The following is a 20,908-nucleotide window of genomic DNA, read 5'->3' on the forward strand; positions in this document are numbered from 1 at the left end:
ACCCTTCGACTTTAGTACTGCTGGGTTCTTTAGTTACACGGTAGGCGCCCTGTAAAGTACTGTCAAGTACTAAATCGGAGGAACATGGTCACCAGCCAAGCGCGCCGCCTCGGTCGCCCACGCGGAACGGCCGGCGCCGCGCTCCTCGACATCGCGAGGGCGCAGTTCCTGTCGCACGGCTTCGCCGGCACGACCATGGACTCGGTCGCGTCGTCCGCACGCATCTCCAAGGCCTCCCTCTACCGCGACTACCCGTCGAAGAACGAACTGTTCGCCGCGGTGGTCGCCGACTGGGTCGAGCGCGGGCGGGATGCGATGAAGCCCCACACCGACGCCCTGGCGATCGCGGACGATCCCGCCGCGCAGCTGCGACAGCTCGCTGGAGTGCTGCAGCGCGGCGTGCTTTCTCCGGCCGTCCTGCAGATGCGCACACTGGTGGCGGCCGAGGCCGCACGCTTCCCCGCCATCGCGTCCGACTACGTCGAGCGCAGCTGGGAGCGGAACATCACGGCCCTCGCGAACGCGTTCTCGGTGCTCTCGGAGCGAGGCGTGCTGCACGCCGAGCCGGCCCACATCGCCGCAGAGCAGTTCACGTGGCTGGTGATCGCCGTACCGCTGAACCGGCTCACGCTCGAGGGAACCGCCCGGCCCTACGACGACGTCGAGCTCGATCGCATCGCCGACGAGGCGGTCACGACGTTCCTCGCCCGCTTCGGGCGCGGCGTCAGACGTTGACGAGCGGTGCCGCGATCGCCTCGAGCGCACCCGGCACCAAGCGGAAGTACGCCCATGTGCCGCGCTTCGAACGCGAGAGAATACCGGCCTCGGTGAGGATCTTCAGGTGGTGCGACACGGTCGGCTGGCTGAGGCCGACGGGCTCGGTGAGGTCGCACACGCACGCCTCCTGACCCTCGGATGCCGCGACGATCGAGACGAGACGCAGCCTCACGGGGTCGGCGAGCGCCTTGAGCTTCCGGGCGAACACGTCGGCATCGGCGGCGGTGATGGTCTCCCGGGTGAGCGGACCGCAGCACGCGGCGGGCGCGGCCCCGGCGGCAGCGACGGCCTCCGCCTCGGCGGCGTCGCGCGAGAGGAGGGGCAGCTCGATCATGGTCACGAGCACCACTCTACCCGTATATTGACATCTATCGATATAGTCGCCACACTCGCTCTATCGACGAACTTCAATGAATGAGAGACACGGATGACCCTCATCGACCTCATCACCCCGACCACCACGGCTCCCTCGCGGCTGCAGGGCCTGCCCGTCGCCATCGTCGGCGCCGGCCCGATCGGCCTCGCCGCCGCGGCGAACCTGACCGAGCGCGGCATCGACTTCGTGCTGCTCGAAGCCGGCGACCGCATCGGCGCGAGCGTCGAGCAATGGGGCCACACCCGGTTGTTCTCCCCGTGGAAGCACCTCGTCGACCCTGCAGCGAAGCGCCTGCTCGCCGAGACCGACTGGGTCGAACCGCCCGCCGATTCCCTGCCCACGGGTGCAGAGCTCGTCGAACAGTTCCTCGCACCACTGGCGGCACTCCCGGCGATCGCCGGGCGCACGCGTCTCGGCGTCGACGTCACCGACATCACCCGCGAAGGCATGGACCGCACGCGCACCACCGGCCGGGCGCAGACGCCGTTCCTGCTGCGCGTGCGCACCGCCGACGGCGTCGACGAGCTGACCGCGCGTGCCGTGATCGACGCCTCGGGCACGTACCTCACCCCGAACAGTCTCGGCTCCTCGGGACTCGACCCGCTCGGCCTGCCCGAGGTGGCCGACCTCGTCAGCCACGCGCTGCCCGACGTGGTCGGTCGTGAACGAGCCGCCTTCGCCGGCCGGCACACCGTCGTCGTCGGAGCCGGGCACTCCGCCGCCAACACGCTGCTGAAGCTCGCGACGCTGGCCGAGCAGGAGCCGAGCACCCGCATCACCTGGGTCATCCGCAACGCCACCGCGGCACGCGTCTCGACCTCACCCGATGACGAGCTCGCGGCGCGGGCATCGATCGGGGCGCGCGTCGACGCGCTCGTCGACGCCGGACGCATCGAGCTCGTCGATCGGTTCGAGATCGTGCGGCTCGCGCGCGGCCTGGACGACGAGGCATCCGTCGCCCGCATCACCGGCCGCCGAGGTGACGGGCTCGAGACGATCTCGGCCGACCGCATCGTGAACGCGACCGGCTTCCGCCCGAACCTCGAGATGCTCCGCGAGATCCGGCTCGAGCTCGACGACATCGTCGAAGCGCCCCGCCGCCTCGCCCCCCTCATCGACCCCAACGTGCACTCCTGCGGCACGGTCGAACCGCATGGCTTCGCCGAGCTCACCCAGCCCGAGCGCGACTTCTTCATCGTGGGCATGAAGAGCTACGGGCGGGCGCCGACCTTCCTGCTCGCGACCGGGTACGAGCAGGTCCGCTCGGTGTCGGCGTGGCTCGCCGGCGACGCTGCGGCCGCCCGCGACGTCGAGCTCGTGCTGCCCGCCACGGGCGTGTGCTCCACGGGCACTGCAGCCGCGACGAGCGGCGGCGCTGCGGCGGAGGCGAGCGGATGCTGCAGTTGAACCGCTCGTTCACCCCGGCGTCACCTCACCCGTCTAGGCTGCTGCCGACCATCGAGAGCGAGAACCCGTGAACGACACCCCCACCGTCCTGTTCGTCTGCGTGCACAACGCCGGCCGTTCCCAGATGGCCGCCGGTTACCTGCGGGCGCTCGCGGGCGACCGCGTCGAGGTGCTCTCGGCCGGCTCGGAGCCCAAGGACGAGATCAACCCGGTCGCCATCGAGGCGATGGCCGAGGAGGGCATCGACATCGCCGGCAGCACGCCGAAGGTCCTCACCGTCGACGCCGTGAGGGAATCCGACGTCGTGATCACGATGGGCTGCGGCGACGCGTGCCCGATCTTCCCCGGCAAGCGGTACGAGGACTGGGAGCTCGAAGACCCCGCCGGCAAGGAGCTCGAAACGGTCCGGCGCGTGCGCGACGACATTCGTGCTCGCGTCGAGGCGCTCATCGCCGAGATCGCGCCCGTCGGCGCCTAGGGCAAGTCTGACAAGGCTTCGGCTGCGGTCGATGACCGCATTCGCGAACGCCGGACACACGGTCGATTCCGGCCGCTCTCGAGCCCCTCGCGCGTCTTCTGCGAGTATGAACGCGTGAACGTGAAACAGGCGCAAGAGGATGTTCGCCGTGTCTACCGGGCAGGATTCTCGGGTCCACTCGTCGCCGCCGTGATCTGGGCGGCGGCGTCGGCCGCGTCTCAGTGGGGTTCCTCGGCAACAGCAATGGCCGTCCTCTTCTTCGGGGGGATGTTGATCTTTCCGCTGTCCTCGCTTGTTTTGAAGCTGATGGGTGGACCGGCTTCCCTGGCCAAAGGGCACCCTTCAATCGCCCTCGCCATGCAAAGCGCATTCACCGTGCCGCTGGGGTTGCTCGTGGCGATCGCGCTCGGCGCTGTCGAACCCTCGTTGTTCCTGCCGGCCTCGCTCATCATCGTGGGGGCCCACTACCTCACGTTCATCTCGCTCTACGGGATGCGCTCGTACGGTGTCTTGGCCGGAGTCCTGGTGGCGGTCGGGGCGGTCGCCATCTTCGCCGTCCCCGCGTTGAGAGACCTCAGCGGCTGGATCGGTTGCGTGGTGCTGTTGGTGTTCGCCGGTTCGCTCTTCGTCGCCTACCGAGCCGAGTTCCAGCACACCGCGGCACTCACGTCTCCCGCCCTTCGTGACGGTGGGATATCCGACGTCTCGTGATCGACCTTCGTCGGGCTCACGTCGCGCGCGCCGTGAGCATCGCGACGAACGCGAGCCCCGCCATGACGGCCGTCATCGCGGCGTACGATCCGACGCCCGTGGCCACCGCCGCGCCGATCGCAGGAGAGAGGGCCATCGCGATCGTGATCGGCGCAGCGAAGGCGCCGTTGATGGCACCGTAGTTGCGGGTGCCCCAGCGGTCGGCGACCGCCGACGCCTGCACGAGCGTGTACGCGCCGCGCACGGCACCGGCGACGACGCCGATCACGATGAGCAGCCAGATCGGACCGGGCACGAGTGCGAGCGCGGCGAGCGAGATCGCGGCGAGCGCGCAGACGATCGCGACCGGCACCCACGGCCGCACGCCATGAGGCAGCACAAGGAACAGCAACCGGCCGATCACCTGGCCGGCGCCGATCAGGCCGAGCGCGAGCGCCGCGAACTCGAAGGTCAGGCCCTTCTCCATGTAGAGCGGCACGGCCGCGAGCGTCGTGCTCATGAGCGCCACGCTGACGGTGATCATGGTGTTCTCGAGCATCCAGAAGCGACGCGTTCGAAGCACTGAAGAGACCGTGTGCACGGCTTCGTCGTGCACGGCGTGCCGGTGCGGCCATCGACGCTCGAGCGACAGCAGGTGCAGCGGCACGGTGATGATCGCGAGCACCGCGGCGAGCACGAGGAAGGTCGCCCGCCAGTCGAGCACCGCGAGCAGACCGGCGACGATCGGGGCGAAGATCGTCGAGGCGAGCCCGCCCGCCAGCGTCAGGATCGTCATCGGCAGCTGGCGGCGTGCACCGTAGCGACGAGTGATCACGGTGAAGGCGGCCTGGTAGAGCACGGCCGACTGCGCGATGCCGCACACGATCCAGGCGCCGGCGAAGAGCACGAGGTCGGGCGCGGAGGCGACGCCCACGAGCCCGACCGCACCCACGAGCGAGCCGAGGCTCATGACGGTGCGCGGTCCGCGTTCGTCGAGCAGGCGGCCGACGAAGACCCCGGCGAGCGCCGACACCACGAGTCCGGCCGAGAACGCGGCGGTGATCGCGACGAGCGACCAGCCCGTCTCGCGCGCCACCTCGGGCGCCGCGACGATCATCGCGTAGTAGAGGATGCCCCAGCTGACGACCTGCCCGATCGACAGCGCGGCGAGGCGCAGGCCCGGCCGACCGGCCGGCACGGGCGACGCTTCGACTCGGTCGATACGGTCGGTGCGGCTCATCATTCCCACGCTATCGCGGAGCGCCGACGACCGCCGCTGCGGGCCGTGAACCCCTGATGAACGTTCGGGCCGCCCGGCTCAGCCCGCGAAGCCGCGGAACGGGTCGTTCGCCTCGGCGCGGCGCGCACGCTCGGCCTCGGCAGCCGCCACGCCTCGATCGAGGTCGGCCAGCAAGTCGTGGATGCGGTCGTCGCGCTCGGCCTCGTAGGTCTCGTCGACCTCGATCTCGGGCCACTCGCCCCACTCGCGGTCGAGGCGCGTCTCGATCGCACCCGAGACCTCGTCCCAGGCCTCTTCGCGTGCGCGCTCGGCGAAGGCCCTGAGGTACTCGGGGTCGTTGCGGCGCTCCCACAGTTCCTTCGCGACGGCGGCATACACCTGCTCGCGGCGGCGGAGGTTCGCGGCATCCGCCCTTCGGTAGTCGTGCTCGTGGGATGAACGGCCGTCGCGCTTGGCGGCGGCGGACCGGGCCTCGCTCGTAATCTCGGCGACCTCGTCGGCCTCCTGCACGAGTTCGTAGAGCACCTCGCGAGCGGCGGCGGCGGCGCGCTCGGGTGCGAACGGCTCCTCACCGCGCAGCGCCTCGACGATCATGCGGTTCTTCAACGCCATGCGCCCGGCGGACTCGGCGACGAGCACGCCTTCCGCGAGCATCTCGTCGAAGGTCGGCGTCGGGGCCTCGGGCAGCGCGGTGCGGTCGAACGGCTTGAACCGTTTTCTCTGCCGCTTGCGCCACAGGGGCATGCCGATCGACCTCCGAACGTCGGTGTCCGCCGCCATTCGGCGTCGGAGATCGAGCCTATCGCGGCTCACTCTCGCGTCGGTGGTCGCGGTTAGCCTTCCGGTATGAACCGAGCGGATGCCGCAGGGCGGGCGTGCAGCATCCGCCTCGATGACGGCCCGTGCGCGGCGTCGGTCGAGCCGGGCGCGCCGCTCGACCTGTGCACCCGGCACCTGCTCGAGGCATACGACTGGGTGGCGCGAGACGTCGGGGTGACCGACCTGCTGCCGGGGCCCTGCCTCGTCTGCGGCTCGCGGGTTGGCATCGTGTACCCGTCGGGTCGCATCTGCGCGATCTGCGAGTGGCGCTTCGGCGACGCGCCTGACGACGGGCTGGCCGATCCCCGGGTCGACGTCGTCTACTACCTCGGCTATCGCGACCAGATCAAGATCGGCACCTCGGGCAACCCCCGGGTGCGGTTCGCGAGCCTGCCGCACGACGAGGTGCTCGCCTTCGAGCTCGGCGACCGCACGGTCGAGCAGCGCCGTCACGCGCAGTTCGCGAGACACCGGTTCGCGGGCACCGAATGGTTCGGGGTGCACGACGAACTGCTCGCGCACATCGCCGAGCTGCGACTCGGCATCGCCGACCCGTGGGCGCAGTACGACCGCTGGGTGAGCCGGCGGCTGGCGGCGCAGAGCTAGGAGGTTCGCCGCGCGATGATCGCCGCGTGCGGTCGGCGGCCGGGGTCGGTGCGGGTGTGCACCTCTTCGACCGCGAACCCCGCCGCCTCGAGGCGCTGCGCCATGGCGGTCGGCGGCCAGAAGTAGGCGGTCACGACCTTGTGCGCGAATGGCTCGATGCTCACGCCGTCGAAGAAGCCGAGCAGCAGGCTCCCCCCGGGGCGGATGCATCGTGCGAGCTCATCGAGGGCCGACGGCACACGGTCGGGTTCGAGGTGGATGAGCGAGTACCACGCGAGGATCCCGGCGAGGCCGGCAGCGGGCACGCCGAGGTCGTCGAACGACGCCACCCTGAACGGCACCGCGGGGAACCGCTCAGCCGCGCGGGCGACGAACGCGGGAGTGAGGTCGACGCCCTCGACGTCATGACCGAGCCGTCGGAGGTGATCGGTCCAGTGCCCCGGTCCGCACCCGGCGTCGAGCAGCGGTCCGTCGAGCGACGCGGCCCATCGGGTGATGAGTTCGCGGTCGAGCTCGTGGGTGTCGGCGACCGATCCGAGCAGCGAGATGTACTCCTCGGCTCGCTCGGTGTAGGCCGCTCGCACTTCGCTGATCGACATGTCACCCACTCGCGCGGCGCTCGTCTCGGTCGTCGTTCTGCCGCCGACTACCAGGGTGACGGGCGGTCGTTGTCGCGCTGCCCGTCGTCGGGCAGGTGCGGCAGCTCGGAGCCACCGGCGCGGATGCACAGCCAGCGCAGCTGCTCGGAACCGTCGGGAACGCAGCGCCAAGTGCGCCAGACCCCCTGGCCGACGCGCACGACGCTGCCGGGGCCGACGTCGACGACCTCGCCGTCGAGGCCCATCTGCCCGCGGCCTCCGAGGAAGACGTAGAGCTCCTCGACGCGGGAGTGGGTGTGCCAGTAGCCGGCCTCTTCGCCCGGTTCGAGGGCGTTGGCGGTCATGCCGATGTACTGCATCGTCAGGTCGTGGTCGACGACCCGCCGACCGTCGCGCGAACTCTCGGGGCGGAAGCCGCCGAAGTGCTCCCGCCACTCGTCGAGGCCGCCGATCTCCAGCACTTCGTAGTCGCTCACGTCGCCAGAGTAGCGGGCGGCGCCGACACGCTGCCGCGGCATTCCTCATGGGATGCCTCGCCGCTTCGACCCATCGAGACGACGCTTCTTGTCGGATGGACCCGCGTCGAACCGACGAGAAGCGTCATCTCGACGGTCGCGGAGCGATGGGACGCGCGCGGCGGGTTCGCGCGAGGCACGAGGCGCGGGCACGGGCACGAGCACGAGCACGAGCGACCGTGCGCCCGCGGATCAGGGGCAGTGCAGCTGCGTGCGCTCGAATGAACGGTCGATCGTGTGGCTCGACATCGGCGCGCCGCAGAGCGGGCAGGCGGGAGGCGTGGCTGGCGCCGGCTCCTCGTCGTAGGGGCCGAGCGGAGGAGGCCCGATGTAGGGCAGCAGCCTAGCGTTCAGCCGGTCGATGAAGCCGGCGTAGCCGCGCTGGGCCCCGGGTGGCGTGTCCCGCTTTCTTCGTGTCACAATCATTAGTGTACTAATGATTTGTCGCCACGTCATACTGGAAGCCCATGAACGCCAGCAGCGCACTCCCCGACACCACCGACGAGCCGGTTGCCGCGCCATCCGCTGAGCCCGGCGGCGCTGCTGCGACCGACGACCTGCTGGCGCTCGAGAACCAGGTCTGCTTCGCCCTCGCCGTCGCGGCGCGCGGCGTGATCGGCGTCTACCGTCCGATCCTCGAGCCGCTCGGCCTCACGCACCCGCAGTACCTCGTCATGCTCGCGCTCTGGCAGCGGAGCCCCCGCACCGTGCGCGACCTCGGCGAGGCGCTCCAGCTCGAGCCCGCGACGCTGTCGCCGCTGTTGAAGCGGCTCGAGGCGCAGGGCTACCTGACGCGCGAGCGCAGCACGCGCGACGAGCGCGCCCTCGACGTCGCGCTCACTCCGACCGGACGGGCGCTCCGCGAGCAGGCGCTCGCGATCCCGCCGCAGGTCGTCGACCGCCTCGGCATGAGCCTCGACGAGCTGGGGCATCTGCGAGACCGCCTCACCGAGGTCATCACGGCCGTGCAGCACGGCTGAGCCGGGCGCCCACGCCCGCCGGGTCGGGCGAGTGCGACCCGCCGCACCCTCACGCCTCGGGGTCGAACCCCGCGACGCTCCCGTCGGACGAGGCGTACTTCACGATGAGGCTCGCGTCCTTGCCGCCGAGACCCTCGTCGATGAGCCGTTCGAACTGCTCGAGCGCGATGCGCGACGCCGGCATCGGCAGCCCGGCGGCGGCGCCCGCGGCGAGCGCGAACGACAGGTCCTTCTGGGCGAGCACTGCCGAGAAGGTCGCGTCGAAGCCGCGGTTCGCCGGGCTCGTCGGCACCACGCCCGGCGCCGGGTACCAGGTGCGGAGCGGCCACGACTCCCCCGACGACACGGACGCCACTTCGAAGAACTTCGCCGGGTCGAGCCCGAGCTCGGCTGCGAGCTGCGAGCCCTCGGCGACGCCGAGCAGCGAGACGAAGAGCATGAGGTTGTTCGCGAGCTTCGCGGCGATGCCCATCGTGGGGCCGCCGAGGTCGAAGACGTGCGCCGCGAGCGGCTCGACGAGCCGAGTGGCCTCGGCGACATCCTCGGGATCGCCGCCGAGCATGAAGGTGAGCGTCGCCGCCTCCGCCCCCGCGATGCCGCCGGAGACGGGCGAGTCGACGAAGCGGAACCCGCGTTCGACGGATGCCTCGTGGCAGAACCTCGACGTCGCGACATCGACCGTCGACGTGTCGAGCAGCAATGCCCCGGCGGGCGCCGCAGCCCACACCCCGCCGTCGCCCCCGTAGACCTCGCGGACATGCTCGCTCCGCGGAAGCGAGGTGAAGACGACGTCGGCCTCCCGAACCGCCTCCTCCACGGTCGCGACGATGCGCACGCCGCGCTCGGCGGCGGCGGTGCGCGCCGCCGGCACCGGGTCGACGCCCCGCACGAGATGACCGGCCGCGACGAGGTTTCCCGCCATCGGCCCGCCCATGTGTCCCAGACCGATCCACGCGATGGTGGCCATGGTTCCTCCCGACGTCGCGACGCGGCAATGCGCCCTCGCGTCCACGATACGGTCGCCTCCTCACCACGGCAATGCACCCGATGCGGCGCGAACAGCGTGCGAACCGACCGTGTGAGATCTGCCTCACATGAGGCGGGTCTCACATGAGGCTGGGGCGCTCACACACGAGGCTCGGCCGGTCTCGCACGAGGCTCGGCCGCTCTCGCACGAGATCGCCGAGGTCTCGCACGAGTCACGACGACCGAATGAGTGGCACGCCCGTGCACGCGACGCCCGACATGAAGGGCGGAGCGGAGCGGAACGGGCGCCCGTGTCGGGGCGCCCGTTCCTGCTTCACGCTCGCGCGAGGCGTCGAGCGTCAGGCGTCGGTCGCAGCGGGGAGCGCAGGCCCCGCGACATCCGCAGCCTTCGCCTCGTGCTTCGCCGCCCGCTTCGCCTCGCGTCGCTCGCGGCGACCCTCGACGAGGAGGTACAGCACGGGCACGAGCACGAGGGTCAGCACCGTCGAGGAGACGAGTCCGCCGATCACGACGATCGCGAGGTCCTGCGAGATGAACCCGCTCGACCCGGTGACGCCGAACGCCATCGGCATGAGGGCGAAGATCGTCGCGAGCGCCGTCATGAGGATCGGGCGCAGGCGCTGACGGGCGCCGTTGAAGACGGCGTCGGCGACCCGCTGGCCCTGGGCCCGGTACTGGTTCACGAGGTCGATGAGCACGATCGCGTTCGTCACGACGATGCCGATCAGCATGAGCATGCCGATGAGCGCCGAGATGCCGAGCGGTCGTCCGGTCGCGAGCAGCAGCGCGATGGCGCCGGTTGCGGCGAACGGAATCGACACGAGCAGGATCAGCGGCTGGCGCAGCGACCGGAACGTCGCCACGAGCAGCATGAACACGATCGCGATCGCGACGAGCATCGCGAGGCCGAGCTGCTCGAACGACTCGGTCTGGGTCTCGGCGAGGCCGCCGATCTCGGCGGTGACGCCCTGCGGCAGCTCGAGCTCGGCGAGGCTCTCCTGCACCGATGCGGTGACGGCGCCCAGCTCGCCCTCGTCGGGCGTGATCGAGATCGTCGCGACGAGCTCGCCGGACTGGCGGGCGATCGAGGTGGGCACGGTGACCTCCTCGACCGTCGCGATCGCCGACAGCGGCACGAAGCCGACGGGGCTCGCGGTGCTCGGCAGCACGACCTGCTCGAGTTCGGCGATCGACTGCGGCGCGGGGGCGCCGTCGACGTAGATGCGGTACTCCTCGCCGTCGAGCCCGATCGAGCCGATCGACTGCGGCGAGAGCGTGCCCGCCACGATGCCGAGCACCTGCACCTCCGTGAGGCCGTTCTCGAGCGCGGCCGTGCGGTCGACGGTCACCTGCACGATCGGCTGCGCCGGGGCGCGATCGCTCGTGACCTCCGCGGCGTTCGGGGTGTCTTCGAGCGCGGCGAGCACGTCCTCGGATGCCGCGGCGAGATCGCTCTCGTTCGCAGCCTGCACGATCACGTCGACGGTGCCGCCGAAGCCGCCCATCGCGGCCGAGTCGGCGATGGCGATCTCGCCGGCGTCGTCGATCTCGGCGAGGCTCTCCCGCAGCTCGTCCTGCAGCGCCGCCTGGTCGACGTCCTTCGAGGTGTTCACGATGTAGGTCGCCGTACCGCCCGCGCCGCCGAGCATCGACATCATGCCGCCAGAGCCGGCGGTGAGCATGACGTCTTCGACGCCATCGAGGTCGAGCAGCACGTCCTCGACCTTCTCGGCTCCTGCCGAGATCGTCTCGAGGTCGGTGCCGGCCGGGAACTCCTGCGTGACCGTGACCATGTTCTGGCCGGTCGAGCCGAGGAAGTCGACCTTCAGGAAGGGCACCATCGCGAAGGTGATGACGAGGAGCAGCACCGAGGAGACGAGGGTGATCACCGGATGCTTCTGCGTGCCGCGGAGCACTGGGGCGTAGCCGCGCTGCAGCCAGCCCGTGCGCTCCTTCTCCTCGGCGGCGAGGCGGGTGGCCTCGATGTCGTCGAGGTTCTTCGGCTGCCGCAGGAACCAGTACGAGAGCACGGGCACGATCGTCAGCGAGACGAGGAGCGAGGAGAGCATCGCGATCGTCACCGTGAGGGCGAACGGCGCGAAGAGCTCGCCGACCATACCGCCGACGAGCGCGATCGGCAGGAAGACGGCGACGGTCGTGAGCGTCGACGAGGTGATCGCCCCCGCGACCTCCCGCACGGCCCCGAGGATCGCCTGCACCTTCGCCTCGCCGTAGGCGAGGTGCCGCTTGATGTTCTCGATGACGACGATCGAGTCGTCGACCACGCGTCCGATCGCGATCGTGAGGGCACCGAGGGTGAGCATGTTGAGCGAGTAGCCACCGAGGTTCAGCCCGATGAAGGTCACGAGCACCGAGAGCGGGATGGAGATCGCGGTCACGAGCGTCGAGCGCACCGACATGAGGAAGATCAGGATGACGACGATCGCGAAGAGGAGGCCGAGCAGGCCCTCGATCGCGAGGTGCTGGATCGACTCCTCGATGAACGGCGCCTGGCTGAACACGACCGTGAGGTCGATGCCCTCGAGCTCGTCGGACAGGTCGGCGAGGGCATCGTCGACGGCGTGCGAGACGGCGACGACGTCGGCGTTCTGGGTCGCGACGATCGAGAGCGAGAGCGCCTCGACGCCGTTGGTGCGGGTGATCGAGGTCTGCGGCTCGGTCTCGAGCTCGACGGATGCCACGTCGCCGAGCTGCACGACGGTGCCGGGCTGCGTCGTCGAGGCCAGCGGGATCTCGCGGAGCGCGTCGAGCGAGTCGATCGACTCGCCGCCCTGGACGGGCAGCAGCTGGCCGTCCTCGGTGATGCTGCCGAGCGGCATCACGAGCCCGTTGGCCTCGAGCGCATCGGAGACGGCCATCGGGGAGATGCCCTGCTCGGCGAGCGCGGCCTGGTCGGGGGTGATCACGACACGCTCGGTCGCGCCGCCCGAGACCGTGGCGGAGCGCACGCCGTCGATGGCCTCGAGGCGAGGCACGACGATGTCGGCGAGCGTCGCGGAGAGCTCGGCCAGCGAGACATCCGTCGCCCCTGCCGTCAGGAACATGATCGGCAGCGACGAGGTGCTGCCCGCGAGCACCTCGGGTTCGGCGTTCTCGGGAAGCGTTCCGTCGAGCCCGGCGATCGCGTCGTTCAGCGAGGCCGTGAACTCCTTGGCGTCGGTGCCGTAGGCATAGGCGACGGAGACCGTCGACACCCCGCTCGACGAGCTCGCGACGACCGACTCGACGTCGTCGAGGTTCGACAGCGCGTTCGAGATCGGCAGGCTCACCTGCTCGTCCATCACCTCGGGGCTCGCGCCCGGCACGACCGTCACGACGGTCGTCTGCGGCAGCTCGATCGACGGGATGAGCTCCTGCTTGAGCTGCGTCATCGAGAACAGGCCGAAGCCGGCGATGACGAGCGTCACGAGCGCGACGAGCGCCCGGTTGGCGAGACTGAATCGGGCGAGTCTGTACATGGCCGTCCTGGGGGTCGGGGCGTGGTCGTACCGAGGGGGAATTTGCTTCGTATCACACGAAGCTTCGCTTTAGGCTACGTATTCTTCCCTGTGCCGCGGCTGAGAATGCCGGGGTACGGTGTTCGAGTGGAGAGCTTCGAAGTCGACAGCGCCGGTCAGGGCGAACTCCTCGACGAACTCCTCCGCCTGCAGGCCGCGATGGAGACCATCGTGGTGCCCGAGCTCGTCGAGCCGCTGCTCTCGATCCGGCTCACGATGCAGCAGCTCAAGGTGCTCGGCATCATCCTCACCGACGCCGACGGCAGCACCGTGCAGGGCCTCTCGAAGACGCTCGGCGTCTCGCTCGCGACGATGTCGGGCATCGTCGACCGGCTGACCGGCCAGGGCATGGCCACGCGCGTCGAAGATCTCAACGATCACCGGGTGCGCCGGGTGGTCGCCACCGATCGGGGTCGCGAGGTGATGCAGGAGCTGCTCGCCGCCCGGCCGCAGCTCAGTCGCCCGCCGCTCGAACGGCTCGACATCGAAGACCTCCGGGCGCTCACGCGCGGCGTGGGCGCGCTGCTCCGGGCCCTCGAGGCGGAAGCGGCCGCCGCCACGGACGCGGACGCCAGCGCCGACGCCGACGAGCAGCGACCCGAGCGCTGACGGACCGGCAGGGCCAGCCGGATTCGGCTGGCCCTGCCGGTTGTACGTGCCGTTCAGTCGGTTCGGGAAGCAGCCGACTGAATGGCCGCGGCGAGGTCGCGCGGACGGCTCCACATGGGCCAATGCCCCGTCGGGAGGTCGATGACGTCGAGGTGCTCGAGGTTCGCGACTTCGGCGAACATGGGATGGCCTGCTCGGACCAGCTCCATGACCTGTTCGCTCGAGATCGAGCAGCACACCAGGGTGGTCCGGACCTTGCGGCGGGCATCGTTCGTGAGCTCGACGGGCTGACGAAGCACGGGGCCCGGCTCGGGGACGGCCCGGGCCCGGAAACGCTCGAGGACCTCCGGGCTCAGGCCTTCGAGGCTCGCCTGCTGTGCGAGCACATCGAACGACGGCAGCGGCAACTCCTTCGCCTCATCCGGGAAGTCGGGAGCGAAGACACTACCCGCCGCCACGGGGCCGGAGTCGACCCACACCACCCGGTGGACGAGCTCCGGGTGCCGGTCGAGGACGAGACTGACGGGGGCGTTCGCCCCACTGTGGGCGACGAGGACCGCGGGCCGATCTCCATGTTGGGAAATGACTCCGAGGATCGCATCCGCCTGGTCGTCGAGCGTCTTCGCCGCACGTTCGGAATCGTCCCCGTCGAGACCGGGCAGCGTCATTGCGATTGCGCGCGAGTGGTCGGTGCTCAGGTGTTCGAGGACGTCATCCCAGGCCCAAGCACCCAGCCAGTGGCCGGCGATGAGGATGATGGTCGGACTGGTCGCGGGAGTTGTCATGTCACAACTCTCACAGGCCCCATGGACAAGAGTGTGTCACTATTTCTGTCATGAATTCGTCGGGATCCGAACGGTGAAGCGAACCGAACGGCTCCATGCCCTCTCCGAGATGTTGCGCCGCAGCGGCGCGCGAGGAGTCTCCGCCGAACGATTGGCGAGAGAGTTCGGCGTGTCCGTGCGAACGGTCAAGAGAGACCTCGATGGGCTCGAGAACAGCGGCGCGCCCGTATGGTCGCGCCCAGGTCCGGGCGGTGGATACGGGTTGGCCGAAGGCGCGTCCCTGCCGCCGGTCAGCCTGTCGCCGGCGCAGGCCGTGGCGCTCATGGCGGCCGTGTCCGCTGCACCCGATGCCCCCTACGCCGATCTGGCAGCAGCCGGGATCCGGAAGATCCTCGACGTGCTCGATCCCAGAACCCGAGCACGAGCCGACGAGCTGGCCGGCCGCGTCTGGGTCGACGCGATTCCTTCCCCCGCTTCGCGCGCAACCAGGTCGGCACTGGAGGAGGCGATGGCCGAGCAGCGCGTCGTCCGCATCCGCTACACGTCGAGAGAGGGGACCACGACCACCCGCGACGTCGAACCGGTGCTGTTCGCCTCCCCGAACGGCCAGTGGTACCTGGTCGGGTGGTGCCGACTGCGCAATGCGATGCGATGGTTCACCGTGTCGCGCATCGAGCGAGCCAGCGTGACCAAGACGGCTTGCAGCGGCCACACCATCCAGGAGGTCGGAGAACCCCCGGCGAACGCCAGACCGGTGCACGGTCGGGGCGAGTGAGTCGCTCGATCGGCCGCTCCGGTCAGTACGACTAGGCCATGCCCTCTGCGGTCTGCTCGAGCTGCGACTTGGGCCGTGCGCGCTGGGTGGCCAGCGCCGTGCCCGCGGCCCCGCAGACGATGACGATCGCGATCACCTCGGTGAGCGAGAAGGTCTCCGACAGCACGAGCCAGCCGAACACGGCCGCGATGACGGGGCCGAAGCTCGTGACGATCGCGTAGATGCGCGGCGAGATGCGGCGCAGGATCCACGTGTCGAGGCTGTACGGCAACGCCGACGACAGCACTCCGACGCCGAGCAGCAGGCCGACGACGGCCCAGTCGACGACCGCCGGGTCGAAGGTCGCCGCCGCGAACGGTGCCAGCAGCGCGAGGCTGACGATGCTCGCGACGGTGAGCCCCTCGAGCCCCGGCAGGCCGTGAGCGACCTTGCGCGTGAGCAGGATGTACCCGGCCCAGGCGGCCGCCGCGGTCAGGGCGAGCGTCAGGCCCCACGGGTCGATGCCCGCGGCATCCGATGCGCCCGGGCCGATCAGCAGTACGACCCCGGCCCCTGCGGCGAGCGCGCAGATCACATCGAGCACGCGCCGCGAACTCGCGAGCGCGATGGCGAGCGGCCCGAGGAACTCGATCGTCGCGGCGACGCCGAGGCCGAGCAGGTGCACCGACTCGTAGAACGTCACGTTCATGATCGCGAGCACGACGCCGAGCGCGACCGCCGGCCAGAGGCGGCGCCACGTGAGCTCGGCGCGCTTCGGACGGTAGAACGGCAGCACGGCGACGACCATCACGAGCTGTCGCACGGCGACGACGACGAACGAGCCGACGACCGGGATCACGAGGCCCGCGAGGGATGAGCCGAAGTTGATGGAGACCTCGGTGCCGAGCTGCACGGCGGCTCCGGCGAGGCTCCTGCCTCGCTCCGCACCGTGAGCGGGCGCCGCAGCGGGCATGGTCTCGTCGGTCACCATACGACGATACGCGTCGCCGAGCGCGCCTCAGAATCCGGCGAGGCGGGCCCTCGCGGCATCGAGGTCGCGACCGGTGCCGGGGGCGAGCACCTCGGCGACCACGAAGCCGTCGCGGCGCACGAGGTAGACCCGATCGGTCCGCAGCCGGGCTCGACGCGGATGCCCGGTGTCACGACCGAAGACGTGCGCCTCCACCCCGAGCTCGCCGGCGATGCGCCGCACGGCCCGCTCGGGCACGCCGTACCCGTGCACCTGCCACTGCATCGAGCGGAGCGCGCCGAAGTTCTCCCCCGTCCATCGCAGGCGAACGCCCACCGCCGCGTCCCGGCGGGTGCCCGCGACATCCGGAACCGGGTAGCGGACGCGGGTCTGCGAGAGGTAGCCGAACACCCGCCGTCCGCCGATGAGCAGCGGCGCGAGGCGCACGGCGATCGGGCCGATGAGCGGCACGACGCGGCCGCGCACGAAGCGCGCGGCGGGTGAGGCCGAGGTCACCGCGGCGAACGCGCGATCCGTCGTCGCGACGAGCACCTTCCCGACCGGTCGCCGCTCCGCCTCGTAGCGGTCGAGCCGCGCGTCGGGCATGCCGCCGACCACGACGTCGGCGAGCGCGCAGGCGAGACCGTGCGCCTCCTGCAGGCCGGTGTTCATGCCCTGCGCGCCGACCGGCGAGTGGATGTGGGCGGCGTCGCCGACGAGGAAGCACGGCCCGTCGCGGAAGCGCGCGGCGAGGCGGTGGTGCAGCCGGTACGTCGTGAACCATACGGATGCCGCGTACCGCACGCCGAACTCCCGGTCGAGCATGCCGCGCACGAGGGCCTCGGGCAGCTCTCCGTGCTCGTCGCGGTCGCGGTCCCGCACGACGCCGAGGAGGCGTGCCCGCCCCGGCCCCATCGGGAACGCGAGCAGGAAGTGCTCGGCCGTCACGCGCACGTTGATCGCGTCGCCGACGAGCCCGGTGACGCCCGAGGCATCCGAGACGTAGAAGGTGTGCTCGTTCGTCACGCCCTCGAAGGGGATCCCGAGCGACTCGCGCACGGGCGAATGGGCGCCGTCGGCGCCGACGCAGTAGCGGGCGCGCACGGTCACCGGCCCGTCGGGTCCGACGAGGGTCGCGGTGACGGATGCCGCGGCATCCGCTCGCCCGCCGTCGCCGCCGTCGTCGTCTCGGTCCGTATGCGGTGCGACATCGAGCCGCTCGAGCCGATGGCCCCACCGCACCTCGCGCCCGAGCTCACCGAGCGCATCGACGAGGAGGCGCTCGTTGCGGCTCTGCTCGAACACCGTGATCTCGCGATACGGCGTGACCCCGGTGCCGAGCGCACGCAGGCGGATGCGCCCGAACGGGCGTCGACCCCGGCCGGCCCCCGGCACCACGGTCGTGGCCGCCGAGCGCTCGGCGAGCACCCGGTCGACGAGGCCGAGCTGGTCGTAGAGCTCCATCGATCGGGCCTGCACGGCGAGCGCCCGGGACTCGCGGGTCGGCCCCTGCTTCCCGTCGACGATCACCGCGTCGACCCCGAGCTTCGCGAGGCACACCGCGGTCATGAGCCCGCTCGGCCCGGCACCGACGATCAGCACGTCGGTGTCGATGCGCCCTGCGCCCGCGCCCATGCCTCCACTGTCGCACCGAGGCGCGCCGGATGCCAGACTCGAACCGGGGAGGGCAGGCATGGGCGACACCGACGGCGACAGCGCGAACGACACCGCGGGCGAGAGCCTGCTCACGGTCGTCATCGCACTCGTCGCGAACGCCCTCATCGCGATCGCGAAGACCGCGGCGGCGGCGATCACCGGTTCGGCGTCGATGGTCGCCGAGGCCGCGCACTCCTGGGCCGACACCGGCAACGAGGTCCTGCTCGTCATCGCCGAGCGCCGCTCGCGGAAACCGGCCGATGCGCGGCATCCGCTCGGCTTCGGCAAGGACGCCTACATCTGGTCGATGTTCGCCGCATTCGGCCTCTTCACCGCCGGCGCGGTCGTCTCGATCCAGCACGGCATCACCGAGCTGATCGATCCGGAGCCGGCGAGCGACTTCGGCGTCGCCTACGTCGTGCTCGCCGTCTCGTTCGTGCTCGAGGCGATCTCGTTCGTACGGGCCTACCGTCAGGCGCGCGCAGCGGCACGCGAGCGCAGCCGGCACACGATCGAGCACGTCGCGAAGAGCTCGAACCCCACACTTCGGGCCGTGTTCGCCGAGGACGCCGCCGCCCTCATCGGCCTCGTGCTCGCCTTCCTCGGCGTGCTGCTGCACCAGGTCACGGGCTCGCCCGTCTACGACGCCCTCGGCTCGATCCTCGTCGGCGTGCTGCTCGGCGTCGTCGCGGTCGTGCTGATCGGCCGCAACCGCGCCTTCCTCCTCGGCGAGGCGATCGACGAGGAGTCGCGCGACGTGGTGCTCGCCGAACTGCTCGAGCGACCCGAGATCGATCGCGTCACCTTCCTCCACATCGAGTTCACGGGGCCCGACACGGTCTTCGTGATCGCAGCGGTCGACCTCGTGGGCGATCGGGGCGAAGCGGATGTCGCGGCCGAACTGCGCGCGCTCGAAGACGCGCTCGAACAGCATCGGCAGGTGGGCCGGGCGGTCCTCACGCTCTCCGATGCCGCGAGCCCGCCGCTCCTGCCGGGCCGGTCGGCGCCGGCACCCTGAGCCCCGCCGTGCCGCGCCGCTCCCGCTGCCCGGCATCGCCGCTCGCTATCGTGAGGCAAGACGCGCGCGCACCGTGCCGAACGGAGTCCTCATGTGGTGGAACAGGAAGCGAACCGGGCCGAAGGGCGTCACGAGCGAGGCCGAGGCCGAAGCGCTCCGCAGGGAGGTGCCGGGCGGAGAGCACCGCAACGCGTTCATCCTCATCGGGTTCGGCGGGGCGGCCGTCGCCGCGTTCGGCATCGCCGCCCTCTCCGGCATCATCGCCCCGGTCTTCTTCGCCCTCGTGCTCACGATCTGCGTGCATCCCCTGCGAGTGTGGCTCGAAGACCACGGCGTGCCCCGCGGCATCGCGACGGGGTCGGTGATCACCGCCGTCACGTTGCTGCTGGTCGCCTTCGGCTACGCCGTCATGGTCGCGTTCGGGCAGTTCGCGAACCTGCTGCCCGAGTTCGCCGGCGAGATCAAGTCGTGGGGCGCCGACCTCGCCCAGTGGCTGGTCTCGATCGGCATCAACGCCGACGAGGTGCACGCGCTGTTCTCCGACTTCGATCCCGGTACCGTCATCGGGTTCGTCGGCGGACTCGTCGGCGGCCTCGCCGGGTGGACGACGACGCTCGTCGTGCTCTTCACGATGCTGCTGCTCATGGCGATGGACGCGGGCTACCTGCCGACACTGCTGCGGCAGCTTCGGCCGCATCGCCCACTCGTCGCGACCTCGCTCGTCAACTACGGCAGCAACGTCCGCCGGTACATGGTCGTGACGACGGTGCTCGGCGTGGCGCAGGGTGTCGTGAACTGGATCGCGCTCCTCATCATCGGCGTTCCCGGCGCGTTCATCTGGGGTCTGCTCGCCTTCCTCTGCAGTTTCATCCCGAACATCGGCTACTTCATCGCGATCATCCCGCCGATCATCTTCGGCGCGCTCGTGGGCGGCTGGCCGACGGTGATCGCCGTGATCGTCGTCTACGGAGTCATCAACGCCGTGATCCAGTCGGTCATCCAGCCGCGCGTCGTCGGCAACGCCGTCGCGCTGAGCCAGACGATCACGTTCTTCTCGGTGCTGTTCTGGGCGGTCGTCATCGGCCCGATCGGCGCAATTCTCGCGATTCCCCTCACGTTGCTCGTGCGCATGGTGCTCGTCGACTCGAACCCGAACTCCTTCTGGCTCCGCCCGATGCTCGGCGAGCTCGACGAGACGAAGGCGCTCATGGCCGAGTCGGATGCCGCGGCGAAGGCGGCTCGGAAGGCGAAACGCGCGCCCCTCGCGCCGGCCGTCTCGCCGGTCGAGTAGCGAGCGCCCGGGAGCGCGGGCTCAGAGCCGGATGTCGCCGGCGCCCGCGAGCTGCCGCCAGCCGGTCACCGCGACGGTCACGGGCAGCACGTCGGCTGCCTCGAGCTCGGGCATGACGAGGCCGGTGAGCTCCGCGACATCCGACACCGGCACCTGGAAGGTGCGGAACGGCCCGAGCGGCGGCGTCTCGCCCGGAGTCGGCGCCACGACCTCGCTCGTGTCGACGAGCGGCGCCTGGTCGACCACGAAGGCCGTCGTCGCGAGGCGTCCGCCGTCGTTCCACGCGACGACCTTCCAGAACCGAAGGGGCACTCGGATGCCTCGATACGGCGGGTCGCCCGCCGCGAGCACGGGTGCCGTGAACACGCTGAGCCGCAGACCGTAGACCTCGGCGTGCTCGAGCACGTGGTCTTCGAGGCCGAGCCACAGCTCTTTCGACTGGTTGAAGCCAGAGGCCTGCGGGGCGGCATTGGGGTAGCGGAAGGTCTCGGCGTTCGCCCGCGCCGCGATCTCGGGCGCGCCCCAGACGGGGTCGCGACGGCGCACGAGGTGGCCGCGGTCGAAGTCGTTGCGGGCGTAGATCTCGGGGCCTGCCTGCCAATCGGCCGGGATGCGCTCGTCGAGCCTCCAGTCGTCGCCGCGCGGCAGGTCGATGAGCGACGGCCCGTCGACGTTGACGCCCGTGACCCGCGCGAGGCGCCGCACGGTGTCGAGCACGACCGAGAAGTGGAGGTACTCGAGATCGACGGAAGCCGCGGCCTCGACCTCACCTGCTCGCGGCATCGGTGCGGGCACTCCGAGGAACTGCGTGTCGAATCCCATGCCCAGAGTCG

Annotated in this window: 21 protein-coding genes; 10 read left to right on the plus strand and 11 right to left on the minus strand. The window is 70.5% G+C overall.

Translation table 11 applies throughout. The features are described from left to right. Window positions 1-84 precede the first annotated feature (84 nt). Entirely contained in the window at window positions 85-735 is a 651-nt protein-coding gene (locus tag ESP57_RS10295; RefSeq protein ID WP_129231469.1) for a TetR/AcrR family transcriptional regulator, read from the plus strand. Here the strand turns inward: ESP57_RS10295 and ESP57_RS10300 are convergent. After that, on the minus strand, window positions 725-1,111 hold the full coding sequence (locus tag ESP57_RS10300; protein WP_129231679.1) for an ArsR/SmtB family transcription factor: 387 nt from the start codon (window positions 1,109-1,111) through the stop codon (window positions 725-727). The two genes, ESP57_RS10295 and ESP57_RS10300, sit on opposite strands and share 11 nt — an antisense overlap. A gap of 93 nt (window positions 1,112-1,204) precedes the next feature. Between ESP57_RS10300 and ESP57_RS10305 the strand changes: the two genes are divergently transcribed. The 3 genes from ESP57_RS10305 (at window position 1,205) to ESP57_RS10315 (ending at window position 3,749) form a co-directional block, all read left to right on the plus strand. Continuing rightward, window positions 1,205-2,560 carry an FAD-dependent oxidoreductase gene (locus tag ESP57_RS10305; protein ID WP_129231470.1) on the plus strand — a complete coding sequence of 452 codons (1,356 nt, stop codon included), beginning with the start codon at window positions 1,205-1,207 and terminating at the stop codon, window positions 2,558-2,560. 67 nt (window positions 2,561-2,627) lie between these two features. After that, on the plus strand, window positions 2,628-3,038 hold the full coding sequence (locus tag ESP57_RS10310; protein ID WP_129231471.1) for an arsenate reductase ArsC: 411 nt from the start codon (window positions 2,628-2,630) through the stop codon (window positions 3,036-3,038). A gap of 114 nt (window positions 3,039-3,152) precedes the next feature. Further along, window positions 3,153-3,749, plus strand: a complete 597-nt coding sequence (locus ESP57_RS10315) for a DUF7010 family protein (protein WP_129231472.1) — start codon at window positions 3,153-3,155, stop codon at window positions 3,747-3,749. 16 nt (window positions 3,750-3,765) lie between these two features. Here the strand turns inward: ESP57_RS10315 and ESP57_RS10320 are convergent, their stop codons facing one another. Further along, entirely contained in the window at window positions 3,766-4,968 is a 1,203-nt protein-coding gene (locus tag ESP57_RS10320; protein WP_129231473.1) for an MFS transporter, read from the minus strand. Window positions 4,969-5,046: 78 nt separating this feature from the next. After that, on the minus strand, window positions 5,047-5,712 hold the full coding sequence (locus ESP57_RS10325; protein ID WP_129231474.1) for an asparagine synthase: 666 nt from the start codon (window positions 5,710-5,712) through the stop codon (window positions 5,047-5,049). A gap of 102 nt (window positions 5,713-5,814) precedes the next feature. On the opposite strand from ESP57_RS10325, the gene ESP57_RS10330 reads away from it, so the two are divergent. Continuing rightward, window positions 5,815-6,393: a GIY-YIG nuclease family protein gene (locus ESP57_RS10330; RefSeq protein ID WP_207904527.1), complete on the plus strand. Its 579-nt coding sequence runs from the start codon at window positions 5,815-5,817 to the stop codon at window positions 6,391-6,393. On the opposite strand, the gene ESP57_RS10335 is transcribed toward ESP57_RS10330, so the two are convergent. Beyond that, window positions 6,390-6,992, minus strand: a complete 603-nt coding sequence (locus ESP57_RS10335) for a class I SAM-dependent DNA methyltransferase (protein WP_129231475.1) — start codon at window positions 6,990-6,992, stop codon at window positions 6,390-6,392. The genes ESP57_RS10330 and ESP57_RS10335 overlap by 4 nt on opposite strands. 47 nt (window positions 6,993-7,039) lie before the next feature. Further along, a complete protein-coding gene (locus tag ESP57_RS10340) occupies window positions 7,040-7,468 on the minus strand; it encodes a cupin domain-containing protein (protein ID WP_129231476.1) in 429 nt (142 codons plus the stop codon). A 506-nt stretch (window positions 7,469-7,974) separates the two neighbouring features. Here ESP57_RS10340 and ESP57_RS10350 point away from each other — a divergent pair. Continuing rightward, complete coding sequence (locus ESP57_RS10350) at window positions 7,975-8,487, plus strand: MarR family winged helix-turn-helix transcriptional regulator (protein ID WP_129231477.1); 513 nt, start codon at window positions 7,975-7,977, stop codon at window positions 8,485-8,487. 49 nt (window positions 8,488-8,536) lie between these two features. Here the strand turns inward: ESP57_RS10350 and ESP57_RS10355 are convergent, their stop codons facing one another. Both ESP57_RS10355 and ESP57_RS10360 read right to left on the minus strand, forming a co-directional pair. Further along, a complete protein-coding gene (locus ESP57_RS10355) occupies window positions 8,537-9,454 on the minus strand; it encodes an NAD(P)-dependent oxidoreductase (protein WP_129231478.1) in 918 nt (305 codons plus the stop codon). Window positions 9,455-9,812: 358 nt separating this feature from the next. Further along, on the minus strand, window positions 9,813-12,953 hold the full coding sequence (locus ESP57_RS10360) for an efflux RND transporter permease subunit (RefSeq protein WP_129231479.1): 3,141 nt from the start codon (window positions 12,951-12,953) through the stop codon (window positions 9,813-9,815). A gap of 126 nt (window positions 12,954-13,079) precedes the next feature. Here ESP57_RS10360 and ESP57_RS10365 point away from each other — a divergent pair, with 126 nt between their 5' ends. Further along, window positions 13,080-13,601: a MarR family winged helix-turn-helix transcriptional regulator gene (locus tag ESP57_RS10365; protein ID WP_158556720.1), complete on the plus strand. Its 522-nt coding sequence runs from the start codon at window positions 13,080-13,082 to the stop codon at window positions 13,599-13,601. A gap of 53 nt (window positions 13,602-13,654) precedes the next feature. On the opposite strand, the gene ESP57_RS10370 is transcribed toward ESP57_RS10365, so the two are convergent. Continuing rightward, window positions 13,655-14,386 carry an alpha/beta fold hydrolase gene (locus ESP57_RS10370; protein ID WP_129231481.1) on the minus strand — a complete coding sequence of 244 codons (732 nt, stop codon included), beginning with the start codon at window positions 14,384-14,386 and terminating at the stop codon, window positions 13,655-13,657. Window positions 14,387-14,459: 73 nt separating this feature from the next. Here ESP57_RS10370 and ESP57_RS10375 point away from each other — a divergent pair, with 73 nt between their 5' ends. Then, on the plus strand, window positions 14,460-15,161 hold the full coding sequence (locus ESP57_RS10375; protein WP_129231482.1) for a helix-turn-helix transcriptional regulator: 702 nt from the start codon (window positions 14,460-14,462) through the stop codon (window positions 15,159-15,161). Window positions 15,162-15,192: 31 nt separating this feature from the next. On the opposite strand, the gene ESP57_RS10380 is transcribed toward ESP57_RS10375, so the two are convergent. Together ESP57_RS10380 and ESP57_RS10385 are read right to left on the minus strand one after the other, a co-directional pair. Next, window positions 15,193-16,128, minus strand: a complete 936-nt coding sequence (locus ESP57_RS10380) for an EamA family transporter (RefSeq protein ID WP_235507627.1) — start codon at window positions 16,126-16,128, stop codon at window positions 15,193-15,195. Window positions 16,129-16,158: 30 nt separating this feature from the next. Further along, on the minus strand, window positions 16,159-17,745 hold the full coding sequence (locus ESP57_RS10385; RefSeq protein WP_129231483.1) for an FAD-dependent monooxygenase: 1,587 nt from the start codon (window positions 17,743-17,745) through the stop codon (window positions 16,159-16,161). Between the two features lie 58 nt (window positions 17,746-17,803). Between ESP57_RS10385 and ESP57_RS10390 the strand changes: the two genes are divergently transcribed. Together ESP57_RS10390 and ESP57_RS10395 are read left to right on the plus strand one after the other, a co-directional pair. Then, window positions 17,804-18,784, plus strand: a complete 981-nt coding sequence (locus tag ESP57_RS10390; RefSeq protein ID WP_129231484.1) for a cation diffusion facilitator family transporter — start codon at window positions 17,804-17,806, stop codon at window positions 18,782-18,784. A 91-nt stretch (window positions 18,785-18,875) separates the two neighbouring features. Beyond that, window positions 18,876-20,075 (plus strand): AI-2E family transporter, encoded by a 1,200-nt coding sequence (locus tag ESP57_RS10395; protein WP_129231485.1) that lies wholly within the window; start codon window positions 18,876-18,878, stop codon window positions 20,073-20,075. 21 nt (window positions 20,076-20,096) lie between these two features. On the opposite strand, the gene ESP57_RS10400 is transcribed toward ESP57_RS10395, so the two are convergent. Next, complete coding sequence (locus ESP57_RS10400) at window positions 20,097-20,897, minus strand: DNA/RNA non-specific endonuclease (RefSeq protein WP_129231486.1); 801 nt, start codon at window positions 20,895-20,897, stop codon at window positions 20,097-20,099. Between the last annotated feature and the right edge of the window lie 11 nt (window positions 20,898-20,908).

Source organism: Agromyces fucosus, from assembly GCF_004134865.1.
GTDB lineage: Bacteria > Actinomycetota > Actinomycetes > Actinomycetales > Microbacteriaceae > Agromyces > Agromyces fucosus.